Genomic DNA, 19,047 nt, shown 5'->3' on the forward strand with positions numbered 1-19,047 from the left:
TTACCGCACGTCAGTGCGGTTCCGCCCTTACTGCCGCGCCACCCGTTCCAACACCTTCATGTAGTGATCGAGCGACGGCGTCGCCATGCCGGCAACCTTTGCCCGATCGTCCCAGCGACGCAACCGCAGCGCCGCCCCGGCATGCTCGCGAGCGAGGAACGTCTTCGCCTCGTCATCACTGAATACCCCGCCCTGTAATGCCAGACTGCGCACCGAATCGGCCGAGAGCTTGGCGTAGTACTCGGGATCAATAGCGCACAGGCAACGCTTGGCGTCTACGTGCAGACGAATCGGATCGAGCACCGCGTCGCTGAACAACGGACGCAGGAAAGGCAGCGCGAAATACTGGTGCAGATCGTCGATGCCGCGCTCGGTGGGCGTCTCGCCCTGAAGATTGAGCAGATGGCCGAGATCGTGGAGGAAACTGGCCGCGACGAGCGCCTCGTCGGCGCCTTCGCTCTCGGCGAGCGCGCCGCTTTGCAGCGCGTGCTCCAGTTGGGTGACAGGCTCGCCGCTGTAGGCAAGCGAGCCGAATTTATCGAACAGGGTGCGGATGTCCGGCAGGCTCAGGGCCATCGTGTGAACTCTCGTTATCGTCGCGAGAACTTGGGGCAGCGGCCGCCGCGACATCGGCAAGCGCCGCCAGCTTCGACACCTTCGTTTCCTTCAGTGTCTTGGTGTCCTTCATCTCCTTGCCGTCCTTCGGCTTGTCTCGCATGCGGCTCTTGCGCAATGCGCCGGCGTCGTCGAGCACCGGGTACGCCGTCGAGCAGAACAGCGAATTAAGACGCTTCATGTCGCTGATGATGTCCAGATGCAGCGAACTCGTCTCGATACTCTGCACCGACTGGCCCGCCAAACGGTTCAGGTGCGTGTACGAATAGGCGCGCTCCAGATCGCGGAAGCTCTCCTTCTCGGCCATGAGCCGCTGCGCACTCTTGAGGTCCGTGTTCAGAAACACCGACAACCCGAGTTGCAGGTTCGTCACCAGGCGCGCGTGCATGTCGCAGATTTCCTGCAACCCCGCCTCGGAGAACGACAGCTTGTGCGAGATCTTCTTCTCCTCGACCTCCGTCACCATGCGCTCGATGATATCGCCCGCATGCTCCAGATTGATCGTGAGCGAGATGATGTCCGTCCAGCGCCGGCTGTCCTGCTCGCTCAGGTTCTCGCGCGACACGCGCGTGAGGTACATCTTCACCGCGGTATAGAGATGATCGACGTCGTCGTCCATCCGGCGCGTCTCGCGTGCCCGCGCCACGTCGTTGCTGCGAATGACATCGAGCAAACCATTGAGCATCTGCTCGACGATATCGCCCATACGCAACGTTTCGCGCGTGGCATTGGCCAGCGCCACCGACGGCATCTCCAACGCGCTCTCATCCAGGTGGCGCGCACGTGTCACACCGTCTGCCTCCGGCTTGTCGGCAAGCAGTCGAACGCACAGGCGCGCCATCGGCTCGGTGAACGCGAGGAACACCACGCAGCGCGCCAGGTTGTAGAGCACATGGAAGTTGACGACGGCTTGTGCGGGGGCGTCCGAGAGCCAGTTCACGAGCATCGGCGCATAGTCGACGAACGGCAGCACAAGCAGGCAGCCGATCAACTTGAAGAGCAGGCTGCCGAAGACCACCCGACGCCCCGCCGCGTTCTGTCCGGCAGAGGTCAGCATGGCGAGCATGCCGCTGCCCAGATTCGCGCCGATCACCAGGCACAGGGCCACCTTGAGCGAAATCACGCCCGACGATGCCAGCGTCGCCGTGAGCAGCACCGCTGCCAGACTCGAATACGACACCATGGCAAAAAGCGCGCCGATCAGCGTGTCGAGCATCACGTCGCCCGTTAGCGAGCGGAACAACACCTTCACGCCCGCCGCTTCGGTCATTGGCGTGGTGGCGCCCACGATCAGTTGCAACGCCAGAATGATCAGGCCCAGTCCGATCGACACGCGGCCGAGTTGACCGGCGCGGGTCTGTTTGCGCGACAGAAAGAAGATGACGCCGAAGAAGATCAGCAGCGGCGAGAGCCAATGCAGATCGAACGTCAGGATCCGCGCCATGAGCGCCGTGCCGACGTCTGCACCGAGCATGATCGACAGTGCGGGGGCCAGCGCGATCAAACCCTGCGCGCCGAACGAGGAGACGATAAGTGCCGTCGCGTTACTGCTCTGCACGAGGCCCGTCACGAGCACTCCCGCGGCGAACGCGAGGAAGCGATTCGAGATGCTGTGCGACAGAATGCGCCGCAGGTCGGCGCCGTAGACGCGCAGGACCCCGGTACGCACGATGTGCGTACCCCAGATCAGCATCGCCACGCCGGAGAGAAGGTTGAGCAGTGTCAGCATGCCAGTGTTCCGTGATCTTATTGTCGACGGGACAGGCAGCGCTTCGCGCCGCCGACATGACGCACCCACTGGTTTGCCAAACCGGCATCCCGCGTCAGTCCAACACTGGCGTCGGGATGCGTATGAAGTTCACGCGTCATGCGTATCCCCAATCGACACACCGTACACCAAAACGACCATTGCAACAATCGTGTCATGAATTTGTCACAATTTTTTCTCTGATTCTGCTAAGCCTTGTTGCGTAAGGGGGACAGACCGAGGCGACCGGCCGTGCAGCGCCTCCTTCCAGCCCATTTCATCGTCCCCGGCCACCGCTGTCGCAGCCTGAATCCGGCCTCAGATTCCCCACGGCAGCGTAAAGGTTTTGGTGTTGGTGAAGCTCTTCATCGCTTCCTGCACGCCTTCCTTGTAGCCCAGACCGGAATCCTTGATACCGCCAAAAGGCGTCAGTTCGATGCGATACCCCGGCACCTCCCAGACATTGACCGTGCCCACCTGAAGCTCGTTGGTGAAACGCGTGACATAGTCGAGGCGGTTCGTACACACCCCCGACGACAGACCGAATGCCGTGCCGTTCGACATGGCGATGGCTTCGTCGATGCTGCCGAACGTGAGGATCGGCGACACTGGCCCGAACGTTTCTTCACGCACGACGGTCATCGACGGATCGACACGATCGATGACGGTGGGTGAGTACAGCGCGCCGTCGCGCTTGTTGCCCACGAGCAAACGCGCCCCCTGCGAAACCGCCTCATTCACGCGCGCCTCGAACAGACGGGCAGCCGCTTCGTCGATGACCGTGCCCATGTCGTTCGCCCCATCGGCCGGATCACCGTATTTCCAGGCACGGGTCTTCTCCACGACCAGTTCGGTGAAGCGTGCCGCAACGTCACGGTGCACGAGCATCCGCTTGACCGCCGTGCAGCGCTGCCCCGAGTTCTTGTACGAGCCCTGTACCGCGAGATCGGTGGCGCGCTCGAGGTCTGCATCTTCCATCACGATCAGCGGGTCGTTGCCCCCCAGCTCCAGCACGATGCGACGATAACCCGCCTTCGACGCGATGTATTTGCCGATCGACACGCCGCCCGTGAACGTGATCATGTCGACGTTCTCGTTCGTGATCATCTCGTCGGCAATCTCGACCGGATCCCCCGTGATGACCTGAAGCATCTCTGGCGGCAGACCGGCTTCGTAAAGCGTATCGGCCAGATAAAACGCCGAGAGCGGCACTTTCTCCGACGGCTTGAGCACCATCCGGTTGTTGGTCGCGATCGACGGCGCCACCTTGTGCGCGACCTGATTCATCGGATGATTGAACGGTGTGATGGCCGAAATCGCTCCCAACAGCGGCTCGCGCTGTGTGACCACGCGACGCTTCTTGCCATGCGGCGTGAGGTCGCAAGAAAAAGCCTGACCGTCGTCCTTGAGCGCCTCGCCGGCAGCAAAGCCGAGGACATCGGCTACGCGCCCGATCTCATAGACGGCATCTTTCTTGCACAGCCCCGACTCCATCGTGATGATCGCAGCCGCCTCGGCTGCACGCTCACGCAGCAGCACCGCAGCCTTATCGAGGACGTTGGCGCGCTCGAAGCGAGTGAGTGTCGAGCGGTACTGTTTGGCAATCGAGAACGCGCGGCGCACGTCGTCGAGCGAGGCCTTCGGCACCGTGCCGACCAAATCGCCCGAGTATGGGTTGAAGACTTCGATGATGCGTTCGCGGGTCACTTTCTCGCCACCGATGCGAAGCGCTTCGGCGCGGAACTCGGGAGACAGCTTGTGCGGCACGTTCATGGGGTTCTCCACAGCATATCCAACGAGACAGGGGCCCGGCGACACCAATGTTCCGAGGCTTGCGCACCGTGGGTTCTCATTGGCAGATCCTCGCGGTGCGGCCTCAAACGTGATTGAGCGCGACGTCGAGAATGTCGAAGTTGCGCAGCCGCGCCTTGCCCGGAATACCGTCCGTCTTCCGGTTGAAGAGCAGCGGCACCGTCTGCTCCGAGATCCCGCCGTGCGAGCGCAGCGGCACCGTGAGACCGGTCAGATCGTGCCGGCTCGCACTGGTGCCCAGTACCACCGACTGACCGCTCACGACGACGAGATCGCCCACGCGGTCGGGCGGCAGCGCGAAGCGCGCGCATGCCTGCGCATTGGCGAGCACGACCTCGATGCCGGGCAGCGCGGCAATGCGCTGGCGAACGGCGTCGCGATCCGCGTCGCGCGGCAGATAGATCGTGGCGAACGATCCCAACGCGCCGTGATGCACCACATACGGATCGGTAATTGGCAGAATCACGCGCGCACCACCGGCTTCGACGCCCTTGCCAAGCCAGTCGTCGAGCAGGTCCTGCAAATAGATGACGTTGGGCTGACCGGTCTTGGGATCGTGCTTGGCGTTCATGCCGTGATCGGCCGTCAGACCGATGACCGCGCCCAGTTCGTCCATGCGGCGCAGGTACTTGTCCATCATCGCGTAGAAGTCGTTCGCACCCTGCGTGCCCGGCGCCCACTTGTGCTGAACGTAATCTGTCGTCGAGAGATACATCAGGTCGATCTGACGCGTATCGAGCAGGCGAACGCCCGCAGCGAACACGAACTCGGAGAGTGCCGCGCTGTAGACGTCGGGCACCGGCATGCCGACGAGACCCAGCACGTCTTCGATACCGTTCTCGGCGAGGGTGACCTGATCGGATTTCTCCGACGAGAAGCAGATGCCCTTCATGCGATGGCCGAGCAATTTGCGCAGCTTGTCCTTGGCGGTCACGACCGCGACACTCGCGCCCGCATCGGCGGCGGCCGCCAGCACGGTGCCGGCACGCAAATAGGCCGGGTCGTTCATCATGACTTCCGCGCCGCGACCACCGTCGGCGGCCGGGTCGAAGAAGTAATTACCGCAGATGCCATGCACGGCAGGGGGCACACCGGTCACGATCGATAGATTGTTCGGGTTGGTGAACGTTGGCACGACACAGTCGCCCTGGAAGACCGAACCTTCGGTCAGCACATGCTTCAGATACGGTGCAACACCCGCCGACGCAGCGGCTTCGAGATACTCGAACTGACAGCCGTCGACACACACGATGACGGTCGGCTGTTGCGGCAGCCGGTACTGGCGGCCGTTCACCTGGATCTGCAAGGGCTGGTTCACGTCGGGCCTCCTCAAGCGCAACTGGGTTGACCGCCGCTGACATCGGCTTCGATGCAATGCCCGCGCGGCGGCCGGATATTCAACAAGACAACCATTTCATCAACCCTCAGGCGACACTCAGCCGGCCTTCGTCTGCGCCGGGGCACCCGGTGCCCGCGACAGTGTTTCGCGGATGCGGGCCCGGCCTCGCGCCAGATGCTCGCGCGTGACCTGCGCCGCCCGCTCGGGATCGCGCGAGGCAATCGCGCTCACAATGTCGCGATGCTCGCGCGCCGACTTCGGCGGCGCAGTCGTATCGCCCGTCAAGGCTTCGTGACGGAACAAGCTCAACTCCTTGACCAGCCGCCGGTAGGTTTCCAGCAACTTGCGGCTGCCGACCATCTCGACAAGCGAATCGTGAAACGACACGTTCAATTGGTAGTAGGCCTCGCTGTCGCCCGACACCACCGCGCGGTGCATCGCTTCGACCGATTCGCGCAACCGGGTGAGTTGCTCTGACGTGATCGTCTCGGCCAGCGTGCGGCCCACGTATTCGTCGAGCACACCACGCAACGTGTAAATCTCTTCCGCCTCTTCCAGCGAGATGACTCGCACGAACACGCCGCGATTCTTCTCGGTGCGCAACAGCCCCGCCTCTTCCAGCGCGCGAAACGCCTCGCGCACCGGGCCGCGCGACACTCCCAGACGGCCGGCTACCTCGATCTCGTTGAGCTTGGTGCCGGGCGTGAGCGTGCCCGCGACGATCTGACGCTCGATCTCATGCTGGACGAGCGTGGTGAGCGACTGACTCTGCAACAACTCGATTGCCGTGGGCGACGTGGGCTTGTGGGTCATACCGGCCTTCCTTATCTCTGAACGCTGACGCTATCGCGTACTGCCAGCCACCCCCAAAACGCCAAATTGCTTCGATCCGCGGACTTGGCGATTTGTGGCATTACGTGACTATTTTTGCTGCTCAACATTCAAGCACGGTCATTTGTAGACTGTCAACAAAATATGTCTTGCTTGAGCGGCTGATTTTTAGACGCACTGGAACGAACCATCGAAGGAAGCGACGAAACCCTATCCCAATCAATACTTTCCATACTATTAAAGGTGTTTGACGAACCGATGACAAAGATCGATACCTTCAATAAAAAGACATAAATTGCCAATAATATGCAACACGCCGCCTCACAAAAATACGTTTGCCGCACTCACCACGCTTGTTTCCCGCTTGATAGGAGGCACTCATGATTCTCGGTCAGGAACCGATTCTGCTCACCCCCGGCCCGCTCACCACGTCGCCGGCGACCCGGCAGGCCATGCTGCGCGATTGGGGCTCGTGGGATGCCCAGTTCAACCGCATCACGGCCTCGCTGTGCCGCGATCTGGTAGACGTCGTGCATGGCGGCGGCGACTATGTCTGCGTGCCGCTGCAAGGTTCGGGCACGTTCTCCGTCGAAGCCGCAATCGGTACGCTCACGCCGCACGGCGCGCGCATTCTCGTGCCGGACAACGGCGCGTACTGCCAACGCATTCTGAAAATCTGCCGCTATCTGGGACGCGACGCTGTCGCACTGCCCATCCCCGAAGATCAGGCGGCCGGCGCCGCAGCCATCGACGATGCGCTCACGCGGGACCCGTCTATCACGCACGTTGCGCAGGTGCATCTGGAAACCGGTGCAGGGGTGCTCAATCCGCTCGCCGACATCGCTCGGGTCTGCCGGAAGCATGGCAAGGGGCTCATCGTCGACGCCATGAGTTCGTTTGGCGCCGTCGAGATCGACGTGCGGTCGATGCCGTTCGATGCCCTCATCGCCGCGAGCGGCAAGTGCCTCGAAGGCGTGCCGGGCATGGGCTTCGTGATCGCGAAGAAGTCGGTGCTGGAGGCCAGTGCCGGTAACAGCCATTCGCTGGCGATGGATCTGCACGACCAGTACATCTATATGCAGAAGACCATGCAATGGCGCTTCACACCGCCCACGCATGTCGTCGCTGCATTGCGCGCGGCAGTCGATCAGTTCCTGACCGAAGGGGGACAAGCGGTACGTGGCGAGCGTTACCGGAAGAACTGTCACACGTTGATCGACGGGATGGCCTCGTTGGGCTTTCGTCCGTTCCTTGCGCCGGATGTCCAGGCGCCCGTCATCGTGACGTTTCACGCACCTGCCGACAGCAAGTACGACTTCAACGCGTTTTACGCGGCCGTGCGCGAGCGCGGCTACATCCTCTATCCGGGCAAGCTCACACAGATCGAGACGTTCCGTGTCGGCTGTATCGGCGCCATCGACGACAACGAGATGCGCAACGTCGTCACGGCGATTGCGCAGTCGCTGGCGTCGCTCGGCATTCGGCAAGTGACGCCGCTCACACGCGCCGCGTAAGCGCTCCGCCAAAGAACAACGGGTGCCCCCCCGCGGTCGCCCGTCTTCAACGATCGCCGCTAACGTAGGGAATCGTCCGAAACTCTGCATTTCCCCCGACGCTTCGACCGCGTCGCCGCCTCGTCGCACGGCCTTGATTCCCTGCCGAATTCGACATCGCAGCCGAGTCGGCGCCTATGCTCGCCAGCTTCGCACAACGGGCACTTTCCCATCGCGCTTCCTAGAATGTCCCGCACATCACCCGCGCATTAGCGCTTCATCCGGCAAGACACGCCACGGTTCGCTGCGCGCATTGACCGTTCGTCCGCCGCTGTCGTCGCCTCCCCCCGAATGTCGGCTGTCGCAGGCACGCACTTGTCTCGCGTGCTGCCTTCCAGCACTCCACGTCATTGGGGAATCCGAGCACGATGAACAAGCACCTCTATCGGTTGGTCTGGCGGCATTGCCGCTTTGATGTCGTCCCCGCACCTGAGACGGCGCAGCAAAGTGCGGGCGCCCCGGCATCGCGCATGCGCCGTGCGCGCAGCAGTGCGCGCTCGTTGTTCCTCTCGCTTTCGCTCAGCCGCGTTTGCCTCGCGTGCATCGTGTTGCTCGGGGCCGCAGCGCCCGGGTCAGTGTGGGCAGCCTGCACGGCGGCGGGCAGCGTGGTGACGTGCAGCGGCGCCGCGAACCCGCTGGCTCCGTCGTATGCGAATGCAGGGAACAACCTCCAGGTGAACGTCAACAGCGGTGCGGGCGTTGGTGTCCTACTTGGCATTGGCGGTACCGCGCTGTCTCTGACGGGCAGCAACGTGACGCTCGTGAATGGCGGCAGCATCGACCCCTCGCTGCTCGGCACCATCAGCATCCTTTCCAGCGGCACGGTCATCGGCAATGCCAACGCCGGCGGCAGTACGCAAACGGTGACGAACAACGCCGTCATGCGCGGCACAGTGGGCACGCTCGGCGCGAGCCTGCCGGGTCTTACCGGCCTTGCGCTGACCGTGCAGAACGCCACCGGCGGCACCGCAGTCATCAACAATACCGGCACGCTCGGGGCGACGCCGCTGCTCGGCGCCTCGCTCACCGGCACCGGCGGCGCCCCCGTGGCAGCGGCGTACGGAGGCGGAGTCGTCAACTTCAGCAACTCGGGTACCGTGCAGGGGCGCATCGCGTTTGAGACGAGCGGAACACCGGGGGTCGGCAATACGTTCACCAACAGGGGCGCATTAAGCGGCAGCGTCTCGCTTGGCGCCAACAGCACAAACACGTTCACGGCAGTTACCGGCTCGACGCTCGACGACGGCGGCAGCACCGGCATAGCCGCATTGCCCGTCACTGGTTTCAATCTCGGTTTCGCGGCCGCCGGTGTCATCGACGGCGGCTCGGGCGGCGCCAACTCGCTCGCCCTGATCAACTCGGCAAACGACAATACGACAACCGGCGCCGGCACGCTCAACGGTGCAAGCTATCTGAACTTCTCGCAAGCCACGTTGAACGGAGGCACCTGGACGCTTCACGGACCGCTGGCCGTCACTTCGACGGCGCTCAACGGCGGCCTCGCCATCTTCGACAACCCCGGCAGCTTCGGCACCGGCTCGCTCTCGGCCAGTGGCGGCGAGGTGCAGGCCGCCAGCGCGGGGTTGACCATTGCGCTCCCGGTCACACTCGGAACCAACGGTCTTACGGTCACCGGTGCAAATCCGCTCACCCTCAGCAACGCGGTCAGCGGTAGCGGCAACGTGTCACTGACAGGCACAGGCAACCTGACGCTCTCGGGAAACAACACCTATTCCGGCGGCACCGCACTCATTAGCGGCACGCTCATCGCGGGAAGCAACACGGCGTTCGGGAGCGGGGCAATACAGGTTTCCGGCACGGGCAACGTGCTGGATGCCAACGCCCCGCTTACCATCTCGAACCCGGTTGCGGTCGGCAGCGGCAGCACGTTGACGTTGGGTGGAAGCGCACCGCTCACGATAGCCGCACCGATCTCCTCCAGCAATGGCAGTGTCACCAAACAAGGCTCGCAAACGGTCACGCTCACCGCCAATAACACGTTCGGCGGCGGGATCAATATCGCAGCAGGAACACTGGTGCTATCGGGCGGCGGCAGATTGTTGATCGGGGGCACGCCGTTCGCGCTCACAGGTGCCGGGGCCGTCTTCGACATGTCGAACGCAGACGGCGACCGGACAGTTACCACGTTCTCGGGCGTGGCGAACACGCAGGTCCTCCTCGGCAGCCACCACCTCACGCTCGGCAGCAGTGCAGGTAGCACGTTTGCGGGCACAATCAGCGGCACGGGCGGTATCGTCAAGATGAGCAGCGGCACGCAAACGCTCTCAGGTGCGAATACGTTCACTGGCGGCACAACGATCAACGCGGGTGGCATCGCGCTCGGCGCGGGCGGCTCGCTGGCCAGCACAGGCGCGGTGTCGCTGCTCGGCAACGGCACCACGTTCGACATCTCTCAGGCGGCAGCGCAAACCATCGCCGCATTGACGGGCATCGGGAGTGCGTCGATTGTTCTGGGCGGCAACACCCTGACATTCGGCGATGCGACCAATCAGACATTCGCAGGGGCGTTTACCGGCAGTGGCGGCAGCATCGTCAAACAAGGTTCCGGCACGGTGACGCTGACCGGCGCAAGTTCGGCCGATGGCGGCATCAACGTTCAGACGGGAACGCTTCAGCTTCAAGGCGCCACGTTTGCCGACACCACGCCGCTTTCGCTGACGGGCAGCGGCGCGACGCTGGATCTCTCCTCTGCTGCGGGCATGACATTCGGTGCGCTCTCCGGAGTGACCGGATCGAGTGTGTTGATCGGCAGTCAGACACTGACCGTCGGTAACGCCGGAAACTCGACATTCGGCGGAACGATCTCGGGCTCGGGCGGGATCGTCAAGCAAGGCACGGGCTCGCTCCTGCTCACCGGAGCGCAAGCCTTCACCGGTGGCATAAACGTCACGGCGGGGCAACTCACCCTGCAGGGTAACAACGTGCTGGCTAACCGCAACGTCGTAACGCTCGCGAATGGCACCGCGTTCGATGTCAGCGGCGCGGGGGCGGAGAGTATCGGTTCACTGATCGGCGCATCCAACAGTCAGGTCACGTTGGGCAACAACACGCTCACGCTCGGCGACAGCGCCAGCAACACCTTCGCGGGCAACATCAGTGGCACAGGGGGTATCGTCAAACGTGGCGCGGGCACGCAAACACTGACCGGACAGAATGCCTTCACGGGACAGATCAGCATCGCGGACGGAACGCTGGCCATCGGCGGCACAGGAACGCTTTCCGGCAACCCCGTCACCCTGGCCAGCGGTGCTGCACTCGACATCAGCCAAGGCGCGAACCAGGCCATCGGCGCGCTGTCCGGGGCCGCGTTCAGCACGATTATCCTTGGCAACAACACGCTCACCTTTGGCGACAGCAGCAATCAAACCTTCGCGGGCAGACTGACCGGTAACGGCGGGGGTATCGTCAAGCTCGGCACGGGCGCGCAGACGATTACTGCACAGCAAGCGCTTACGGGGAGCATTGTGATCGACGGCGGAGCCCTCATCATCGGCGCTGGCGGCGGCTTGTCGTCGCAGAACGACGTAACGCTGGGTAACGCGACAACGCTGGACACCAGCGCGGCAGGCGCGCAAACCATCGGATCGCTCAGCGGCGGCGCGGGGCAAATCTTGATCGGTGCGAACACCCTGACGTTCGGCGGCGACATCAATGAGACGTTCAACGGCAGCATTCACGGCACTGGGTCACTGATCAAACAAGGCGGCGGCGTGCAGACGCTTACCGGTGTCAGCGACTTCGCCGGCGGAATCAACGTCACCGACGGCGGCCTTCAGTTGACCAACGCGAACGCGATCGGCACTGGCGCGCTAACGATGGGCGATCAGACCACGTTCAACAATACCCAGGTGATGACGCTCGGCAACGACATCACGCTGAACGGAACATCGACCATCGGTGGAGACCGCAATCTGACGTTGACAGGGGGGCTGTCGGGAAACGGTGCATTGCAAAAATTCGGCCCTGCGACGTTGACGCTGGACGGCGCAGGCACTTGGACGCGCGGCACGACCATCACCGATGGCACGCTCGCGCTCGGTGCCAATGGCTCGCTCTCTACGTCGGGGGCGCTTGTGCTGATCGGTCCGTCGGCAACTTTCGATATCAGCGGTGGTGCCAGCGTCCAAACGGTCGGCGCACTCTCAGGCACCGGAGGCACGATTGCCCTGGGCGCCAACACGCTGATCTTTGGCGATACGAGCAATCAGTTATTTGCGGCGACGCTAACCGGCACGGGCGGCATCGTCAAGCAGAACTCGGGCACGCAGACATTTACGGCGCCTCAGCGCTTTACCGGCAGCATCAATATCGCCAATGGGACGATTGCACTTAGCGGTAGCGGATCGCTTCAGGGGAGCAACGCGCTGACACTGAGCGGTTCGAACAGCGGGTTCGATATCAGCGGGAGCGGCGCCACGATCATTGGCGCGTTGAACGGCGTGTCCGGCAGTGCCATCTTGCTCGGGTCCCATAATTTGACGTTCGGCAGCAACGCCGCCGCGTCGTTTGACGGTGAGATTCACGGGACCGGCTCGCTCATCAAGACAGGCGCTGGCGTGCAGAGCTTCCTGAGCGCCAGCGACTTCTCGGGAGGATTGTCCGCGAATGGAGGGGGTCTCATCGCCGGCAACGATAGCGCCTTCGGCACGGGAGCCCTGACCCTCAACGGCAACATCAGCCTCGACAGCACGCAAGCGGTCACGCTTGGCAACAACTTCGGCCTGACCGGCACGTTGACGGTCCTTGGCAGCAACAATCTCACGCTCAACGGTGTGCTCTCCGGCACCGGCGGCCTGACCAAGACCGGCGCCGCAACGCTGACACTGGGCGGCAGCAATATCTACACAGGGCCGACGGCAATCGACGCGGGCACGCTGGCATTGGGCGCAGGAGCATCGCTTGACGCATTAGGCTCGGTCAATGTCGCCGCTGGCGCGACGCTCGACCTCTCTGCGGGCAACGGGACGCAGATCATCGGCCCCATCGACGGCGCGGGGACCGTCAACATCGGAAACCTTCTGACGGAGATCGGCAGTGCCGGCAACGGCATCTTTAGCGGCAACATCGCCGGCACGGGGTCGGTCGTCAAGATTGGCACCGGCACGGAAACGCTCGAAGGGCAAAGCACCTACACGGGCGGTACCGTCGTGCAGGCGGGCACGCTGGCATTGAGCGGCGCGGGCGCCCTCGCAACGAACGGTGCGCTCACCCTGAACAACGCCGGCTCGATATTCGACATCTCCGGCGCCAACGGGCCGAGAGCGGTCGGCGCGCTCACCGCCGATGCCGGCACCCTGATTCAACTCGGCAGCAACACGTTGACCTTCGGTGACGCGACCAGCCATACCGTCGCGGGCATCATCAGTGGCAGCGGCGGCATCGTCAAACAAGGCAGCGGAACCACGACGGTACTCGGACTGCAGCAGTACACCGGGACCACCACGATAGCCAACGGCAGGCTCGCCATCGGCGCGACCGGCAGTCTTGGCGCCAGCGCGTCGGTGGCATTGACGGCCCCGGGAGCGGTGTTCGACATCAGTGCGGCGGGTAATCAGTCGCTGGCCCATCTCTCGGGGAGTGGCGGCAGTGTCGTGCTCGGAGGCGGCAGTCCCTTGCGGGTGGGCAACAACGACAACGCCACGCTGGCGAGCGCCATCTCGGGGACTGGCGCGCTGATCATGGACGGCAGCGGCGCATTGACGCTGACCGGACGGAACACCTTTGCCGGCAACATCGGTGTGGACAGCGGTACGCTCGCGCTGGGCGCAGGCGGCACGTTATCCAATACGAACAACGTGGCGCTCGCTTCCGGCGGAACATTCGACGTGAGCGCGGCTACCGCGCCCGTCATCGGATCGCTTGACGGCGCGGCAGGCAGCACGGTCAGCACGGGCACCCAGGTGCTCACGCTGGGCAGTGCAACCGATGCGACGTTCAGCGGCACACTCAATGGCACCGGCAGCCTCGTCAAACAAGGCAGCGGCACGCAAACCTTCAATGGCGGCGCCGCACTGACCGTCGACGTGCATATCGACGCCGGCACCGTCGCCCTGCGCAACGGCACACAACTCGGTGGCAAGACCGTTAGCCTCGACGGCGCAACCGGGGTACTCGACATCTCGACGGGCCCCAATCAAGCCGTCGCTTCGATCACGGGTGTCGCAGGCAGCGCCCTCAACCTCGGCAACACGGCACTGACGCTTGAGAACGCTGGCAGCGGGTCACTGGCGTCGAACATTCACGGTGCCGGCGGCAGCCTCGTCAAACTCGGCAACGGCGTGCAGACACTGGCGGGCAACAACGATTTCACGGGCGGGATCAATGTTCAGGCCGGTGGTATCTCGGTCGGCAGCAACACCGCATTGGGGACGGGAACCGCAACTTTTGCCGACGGAACCTCGCTCGACTCGACGCAGGACAGTACGTTGGGAAATCAGATCGCGCTCGATGGCAATCTCGATGTCGTGGGCTCCAACCATCTCACGCTCAACGGTTCACTCAGCGGTGCAGGCGGCATTACGAAAAACGGTGGTGCGACGCTGACGCTTAACGGTCAGAACACTTACGCAGGCGCGACGACCATCAACGACGGCACAGTGGCGCTCGGAGCCGGTGCGAGCCTCGACTCCAATGGTGTCGTCGACGTGGCGACAGGGGCGACCTTCGATCTGTCGGCGGGCAATGGCACGCAAACGTTCGGTGCGCTCACGGGGGGCGGTTCCATCAACATGGGCAGCAATGCCCTCGATATCGGCACGAACGGCGTCGACGAAGTCTTCAGCGGCGGCGTGATTGGCACCGGCAGCGTCGTTAAGGTCGGCGCAGGAACCGAGACGATGACCGGCACGAATACGTACACCGGCGGGACGGTCGTGCAAGGCGGTACGCTCGCGTTGGGCGGGGCCGGAACGTTGTCGGCGTCGGGCGCGCTCACGTTGCAGACCCCGGGGACAACGTTCGACATTTCCGGGGCCACCGGCAACCGTGCTGTCGGTGCGCTCACGACACAGACGGGCACGAACGTCGCGCTTGGCAACAACACGCTGACGTTCGGCGATGCGTCGAGCCATACCGTGAACGGCACGATCACCGGCACGGGCGGCATCGTCAAACAAGGCAGCGGCACGCAAACGCTCGTGGGCCAACAACAGTTCACGGGCACGACCACCATTGCAGGTGGCACGCTCGCCCTCGGCGCGACGGGCCAACTGGCGAACGGTGCGAACGTGGTCCTGGCCGGCAGCCACGCAACGTTCGATATTTCCGCGGCGGGGAATCAGACGCTCGGGACGCTGGCGGGCACCGGCGCCAGTGTGAACCTTGGCGGCAATACCCTGACGTTCGGCAATGGCACGAACCAGTCGCTGGCTGCGTCTATCGCCGGGGCGGGCAGCGTCGTCAAGACCGGGTCGGGCACGCAAACGCTGACCGGCCAAAACACCTTCACCGGCGCTATCGACGTGGCAAACGGTACCGTCGCCCTCGCCGCGGGCGGTACGCTCTCCGGGGCCAACAATGTCTCGTTGGTCGCCGGGACCACGCTGAACATCACGCAGGCCTCGGCCCCCGTCGTCATTGCGGGTCTGAGCGGCGCCGCTGGCGCCACCGTGGCGCTCGGCCCCCAATCGCTCACGTTCGGGGGGGCGGCGAGCAGCACGTTCAATGGTGTCATCTCCGGCACGGGCGGCATCACAAAACAGGGTGCCGCCACCGCGACGCTCGGGGGTAACAACACATTCTCCGGCACAACGTCTGTCACGGCCGGCATGTTGGCGCTCGGCGCTTCGGGACAAGTGACCAGCAGTGGGGGCCTGGCATTGCGCAATGCGGGTTCGACGTTCAACGCGTCCGCTTCGTCAGTACCGCTGGCATTCGCCTCCCTCGCCGCAGACGTTGGCACGCAACTGGTCCTCGGCAGCGGCGGGCTGATCACCGGCGACAGCGGGAACCACATTTTCAACGGCACGCTCTCGGGCGCGGGCGGTCTGGTCAAGAACGGCAGCGGCGCACTCTCGCTGGGTGCGGCGAACACGTTCTCCGGCGGCACAACGTTGAATGCAGGGACGCTCGCCGTCGGCAGTAGTACGGCACTCGGGACTGGCCCGCTCACCGTGACCGGCAGCGCCACGCTCACTGCGGGCTCCCTGGCCAGCGCGCCGGTCCCCGTGAGGAAGGGCCTGATGAACGGGGGCGGCATCACATTGGCGAACAACGTGACACTGAGCAACGGCGTAACACTCGGCCTCTCCGGCGCTACGCCGCTCGCCCTCACCGGCGACGTTTCGGGCAACGGCGGGCTCGCACTGAACGACTCGCAAGGCGTCACGCTGGCCGGCAATAACAGCTACACGGGCGGCACGGCAGTCAACGGCGGGACCGTGGCTGTCACCTCCGCGACCGGCCTCGGCACCGGCGCGCTTACGATCTCGCAAGGCACCGTGACAACGCAGGGTGTCGACGTCGTGCTGCCGTCACTGAGCGGCACGGCACAAGGGGGGCTCGACATCAACGGTGGTGCAGTCACCCTCGCGGCCGGCAACTTCCCCGGCAGCATCTCGGGCAGTGGCGGGCTGACGAAGACCGGCAGCGGCACGCTCACGCTCGGCATGGCAAACCCGCTCACCGGCCCGACCACGGTCGCGGGCGGCACACTCAATATCGGCAACCTCCCCAACTCGCCGGTGTCGGTGCTGGCGGGCGCCACGCTGATGACACCCGCTTCGCCGTCGCCATTGCAAGCAGGCGTCAGGCTGATGGCCCCCGTTAGCAGCACAGGTGCGCAAACCGGGTCGCTGACCGCAGCGAGCGGCAGCCAGATCATTGTCAGCTCGCCCGGTGCGATATTGGCCGTCAACGGCAATCTCACGCTTGAGCCGGGTTCGACGCTGCAAGTGAGCGTAACGCCCGGGACCCCGCCCGGTCAGGTAGATGCGACCGGCAGTGCATCGATCGGCGGCGCCAATCTCGTCGTCAACGCGACACCGGGTACGCAACCGGCCGACGTCTCAGGGGACGTGGTCGTCTCGGCGCCTGGCGGTGTCTCGGGGACGTTCGCATCGGCATCGACCAACCTGCTCTATCTCACCCCGCTGGTCACCTACACGGCGACCACTGCACTGTTGTCATTCGAGTCCAACGCCACGCCTTTCCCGACTGGCGCAGCCACGCCGAATCAGAAGGCGGCAGCGGGCGCGGTCGAGGCACTCGGCGCGGGCAGCGCGCTCTACCAGGCGGCGCTTGGCCTCACCGCCGACACGGCGCCGGCCGCTTTCGAGAGTCTTGACGGCAGCATGTACGCATCGATCAAATCGATGCTGCTGGGCCAAAGTCAGGTGGCGCGCGACGCCGTCTCACAACGACTGCGCGAAAGTCTCTCGCTTGGGCAGGATTGTGACGGCGCTTGGTCGGACGACAAGTCTTCGCTCACTGACCAGACACCGGCCAAGCGCAATAGCGACTGCCGCGCACAGCATCGGGCAACACAAGCATGGGCGTCGGTCTACGGCAACGACGGTCAGTTGCGCGCCGAGCCGGTCGCTGACGGTGGCCCCGGCGCCTCGACATTACATCGCCGAGGCATGGGAGTGCTGGCCGGTGTCGACGTGCCGCTGGGCGACGCGTGGCGTGCCGGCGGGTTCGGCGGCCTCGGACATAGCACCTTCGACACTGGGCCGAGGGCTTCCGGAAAGAGCAACGACGCGCAGATCGGTGCCTACGTTAACCGTCGTTTCGGACGCCTGGGCGCCACGATCGGAGGTGCATACGCATGGCAGCAGATCAGTTCGCAGCGCGGCATCTCCATCGGCCCTATCGTGCAGACGGTACGGGGAAGCTACGACGCGTCCGTATGGCAGATCTTCGGTGAAGCCGCATGGCGATTGGACGCCGGCCCCGCCAGCATTGAGCCGTTCGCCAACATGGCGTACGCCCGTGTAAGCTCCGGCGCCTTCGACGAAACGGGCAGCATCGCTGCGCTTCACGCCGACGAGCAATCGCAAGGCATCGCGTTCTCGACAGCCGGTCTGCGTGGCGAGATGGCTTTCGGCACCGGTTCGGCTGCCATGGGACGCGTGCGTTTGTCGGCAGGCTGGCGTCACGCCTACGGCGCGAACACGCCGGACATGCGATTGGCATTCTCCGGCGCCTCGTCAGCCTTCACGGTGGCGGGGGTTCCCATCGCACGCGATGCTGCGGTGGTCAGCGCTGGCGTGGACGCCTTCATCGGCGCCGCACTGACCGTTGGCGTGAGCTATTCGGGCCAGTTCAGCAGCAAGCTCAGCGATAACGCGGTATACGGCAACCTCAACTGGCGTTTCTGACACGCACCTCGCGGACAGGCGCAGGCCGAATGCAGAGGAGAAGCCTTGAGCCGGCGGCGCGATCTGGCGTCGCCGGCCGAGGGCGAGACTCGCCTGCATCGATCGCCTCCGGTAAGCTCTTGGGTGTCGCGCGCTTGCGCGTCCACCCCGGAGGTTGTCCCCCATGTCGTCATCGAAAGCCACCGACGTTGCGCCACCGGCCAAGGCCAGCGCGGCTCGCAAGCGCGGCGCCAAGCACCCCGAGATTCTCTTCAAGCGCGTCTATGACGCCCCCGATCCCGCCGACGGACAACGCATCCTCGCCGACCGTCTCTGGCCGCGCGGTCTCGCCAAGCTCAAGGCGCAGATCGACTTCTGGGCCAAGGACGTCACGCCGAGCACACTGCTTCGCCAGTGGTTTCACCAGCATCCCGAGCAGTTCGACGAATTCCGCCAACGCTTTCTCGACGAACTCGCCGCGCTCGATGCCGAGCGCAACGCCATGCTCGCCGAACTTCGAACACGATTGACCGAAGGCCGGGTCACGTTGCTCACCGCCGCCCATCAACTCGAAGACGACGAAGCGCACACGCACCTTCATGTGCTGCGCGACTTCCTCGTTTCGCGTTAGACCGATTTTGCCCATCGCGGTGAGCTGATGGCATCGACGAAGGCCGGAGCGGCGGCGTAGTTCGCCAGACACATACTTCGACACGGCATTCCGCCCTTTAAAACGATGCAGCAAGACGTCGATGCCGTGGAAACCCACATAACATCTGGCGTCGCACGCGAACGCGACGGGCCGCGGCGAAGTTTGCTATAACGCACACA

8 protein-coding genes are annotated in these 19,047 nt (G+C 64.1%); 3 read left to right on the forward strand and 5 right to left on the reverse strand.

Translation table 11 applies throughout. The features are described from left to right. Positions 1-27: 27 nt before the first annotated feature. The 5 genes from C266_RS18465 to C266_RS18485 all read right to left on the reverse strand — a co-directional run bounded on the left by C266_RS18465 (position 28) and on the right by C266_RS18485 (position 6,326). Positions 28-576 (reverse strand): phosphonate degradation HD-domain oxygenase, encoded by a 549-nt coding sequence (locus C266_RS18465; protein ID WP_010804843.1) that lies wholly within the window; start codon positions 574-576, stop codon positions 28-30. Beyond that, entirely contained in the window at positions 536-2,344 is a 1,809-nt protein-coding gene (locus C266_RS18470) for a Na/Pi cotransporter family protein (protein ID WP_010804842.1), read from the reverse strand. Before C266_RS18470 ends, C266_RS18465 begins: the two co-directional genes overlap by 41 nt. A 336-nt stretch (positions 2,345-2,680) precedes the next feature. Continuing rightward, positions 2,681-4,135, reverse strand: a complete 1,455-nt coding sequence (gene phnY / locus C266_RS18475; protein ID WP_010804841.1) for a phosphonoacetaldehyde dehydrogenase — start codon at positions 4,133-4,135, stop codon at positions 2,681-2,683. Positions 4,136-4,238: 103 nt separating this feature from the next. Next, positions 4,239-5,492: a phosphonoacetate hydrolase gene (gene phnA, locus C266_RS18480; RefSeq protein ID WP_010804840.1), complete on the reverse strand. Its 1,254-nt coding sequence runs from the start codon at positions 5,490-5,492 to the stop codon at positions 4,239-4,241. A 117-nt stretch (positions 5,493-5,609) separates the two neighbouring features. Further along, complete coding sequence (locus C266_RS18485) at positions 5,610-6,326, reverse strand: phosphonate utilization associated transcriptional regulator (RefSeq protein ID WP_010804839.1); 717 nt, start codon at positions 6,324-6,326, stop codon at positions 5,610-5,612. A gap of 398 nt (positions 6,327-6,724) precedes the next feature. Here C266_RS18485 and C266_RS18490 point away from each other — a divergent pair, with 398 nt between their 5' ends. From C266_RS18490 to C266_RS18500, 3 genes are all read left to right on the forward strand, one after another. After that, positions 6,725-7,858, forward strand: a complete 1,134-nt coding sequence (locus C266_RS18490) for a 2-aminoethylphosphonate--pyruvate transaminase (RefSeq protein WP_010804838.1) — start codon at positions 6,725-6,727, stop codon at positions 7,856-7,858. A gap of 407 nt (positions 7,859-8,265) precedes the next feature. After that, a complete protein-coding gene (locus tag C266_RS27550) occupies positions 8,266-18,237 on the forward strand; it encodes an autotransporter-associated beta strand repeat-containing protein (protein WP_010804837.1) in 9,972 nt (3,323 codons plus the stop codon). A 163-nt stretch (positions 18,238-18,400) separates the two neighbouring features. Then, positions 18,401-18,847: a DUF488 domain-containing protein gene (locus C266_RS18500; RefSeq protein ID WP_010804836.1), complete on the forward strand. Its 447-nt coding sequence runs from the start codon at positions 18,401-18,403 to the stop codon at positions 18,845-18,847. Positions 18,848-19,047 lie beyond the last annotated feature (200 nt).

The organism is Pandoraea sp. SD6-2 (genome assembly GCF_000389825.1).
Lineage (GTDB): Bacteria > Pseudomonadota > Gammaproteobacteria > Burkholderiales > Burkholderiaceae > Pandoraea > Pandoraea communis.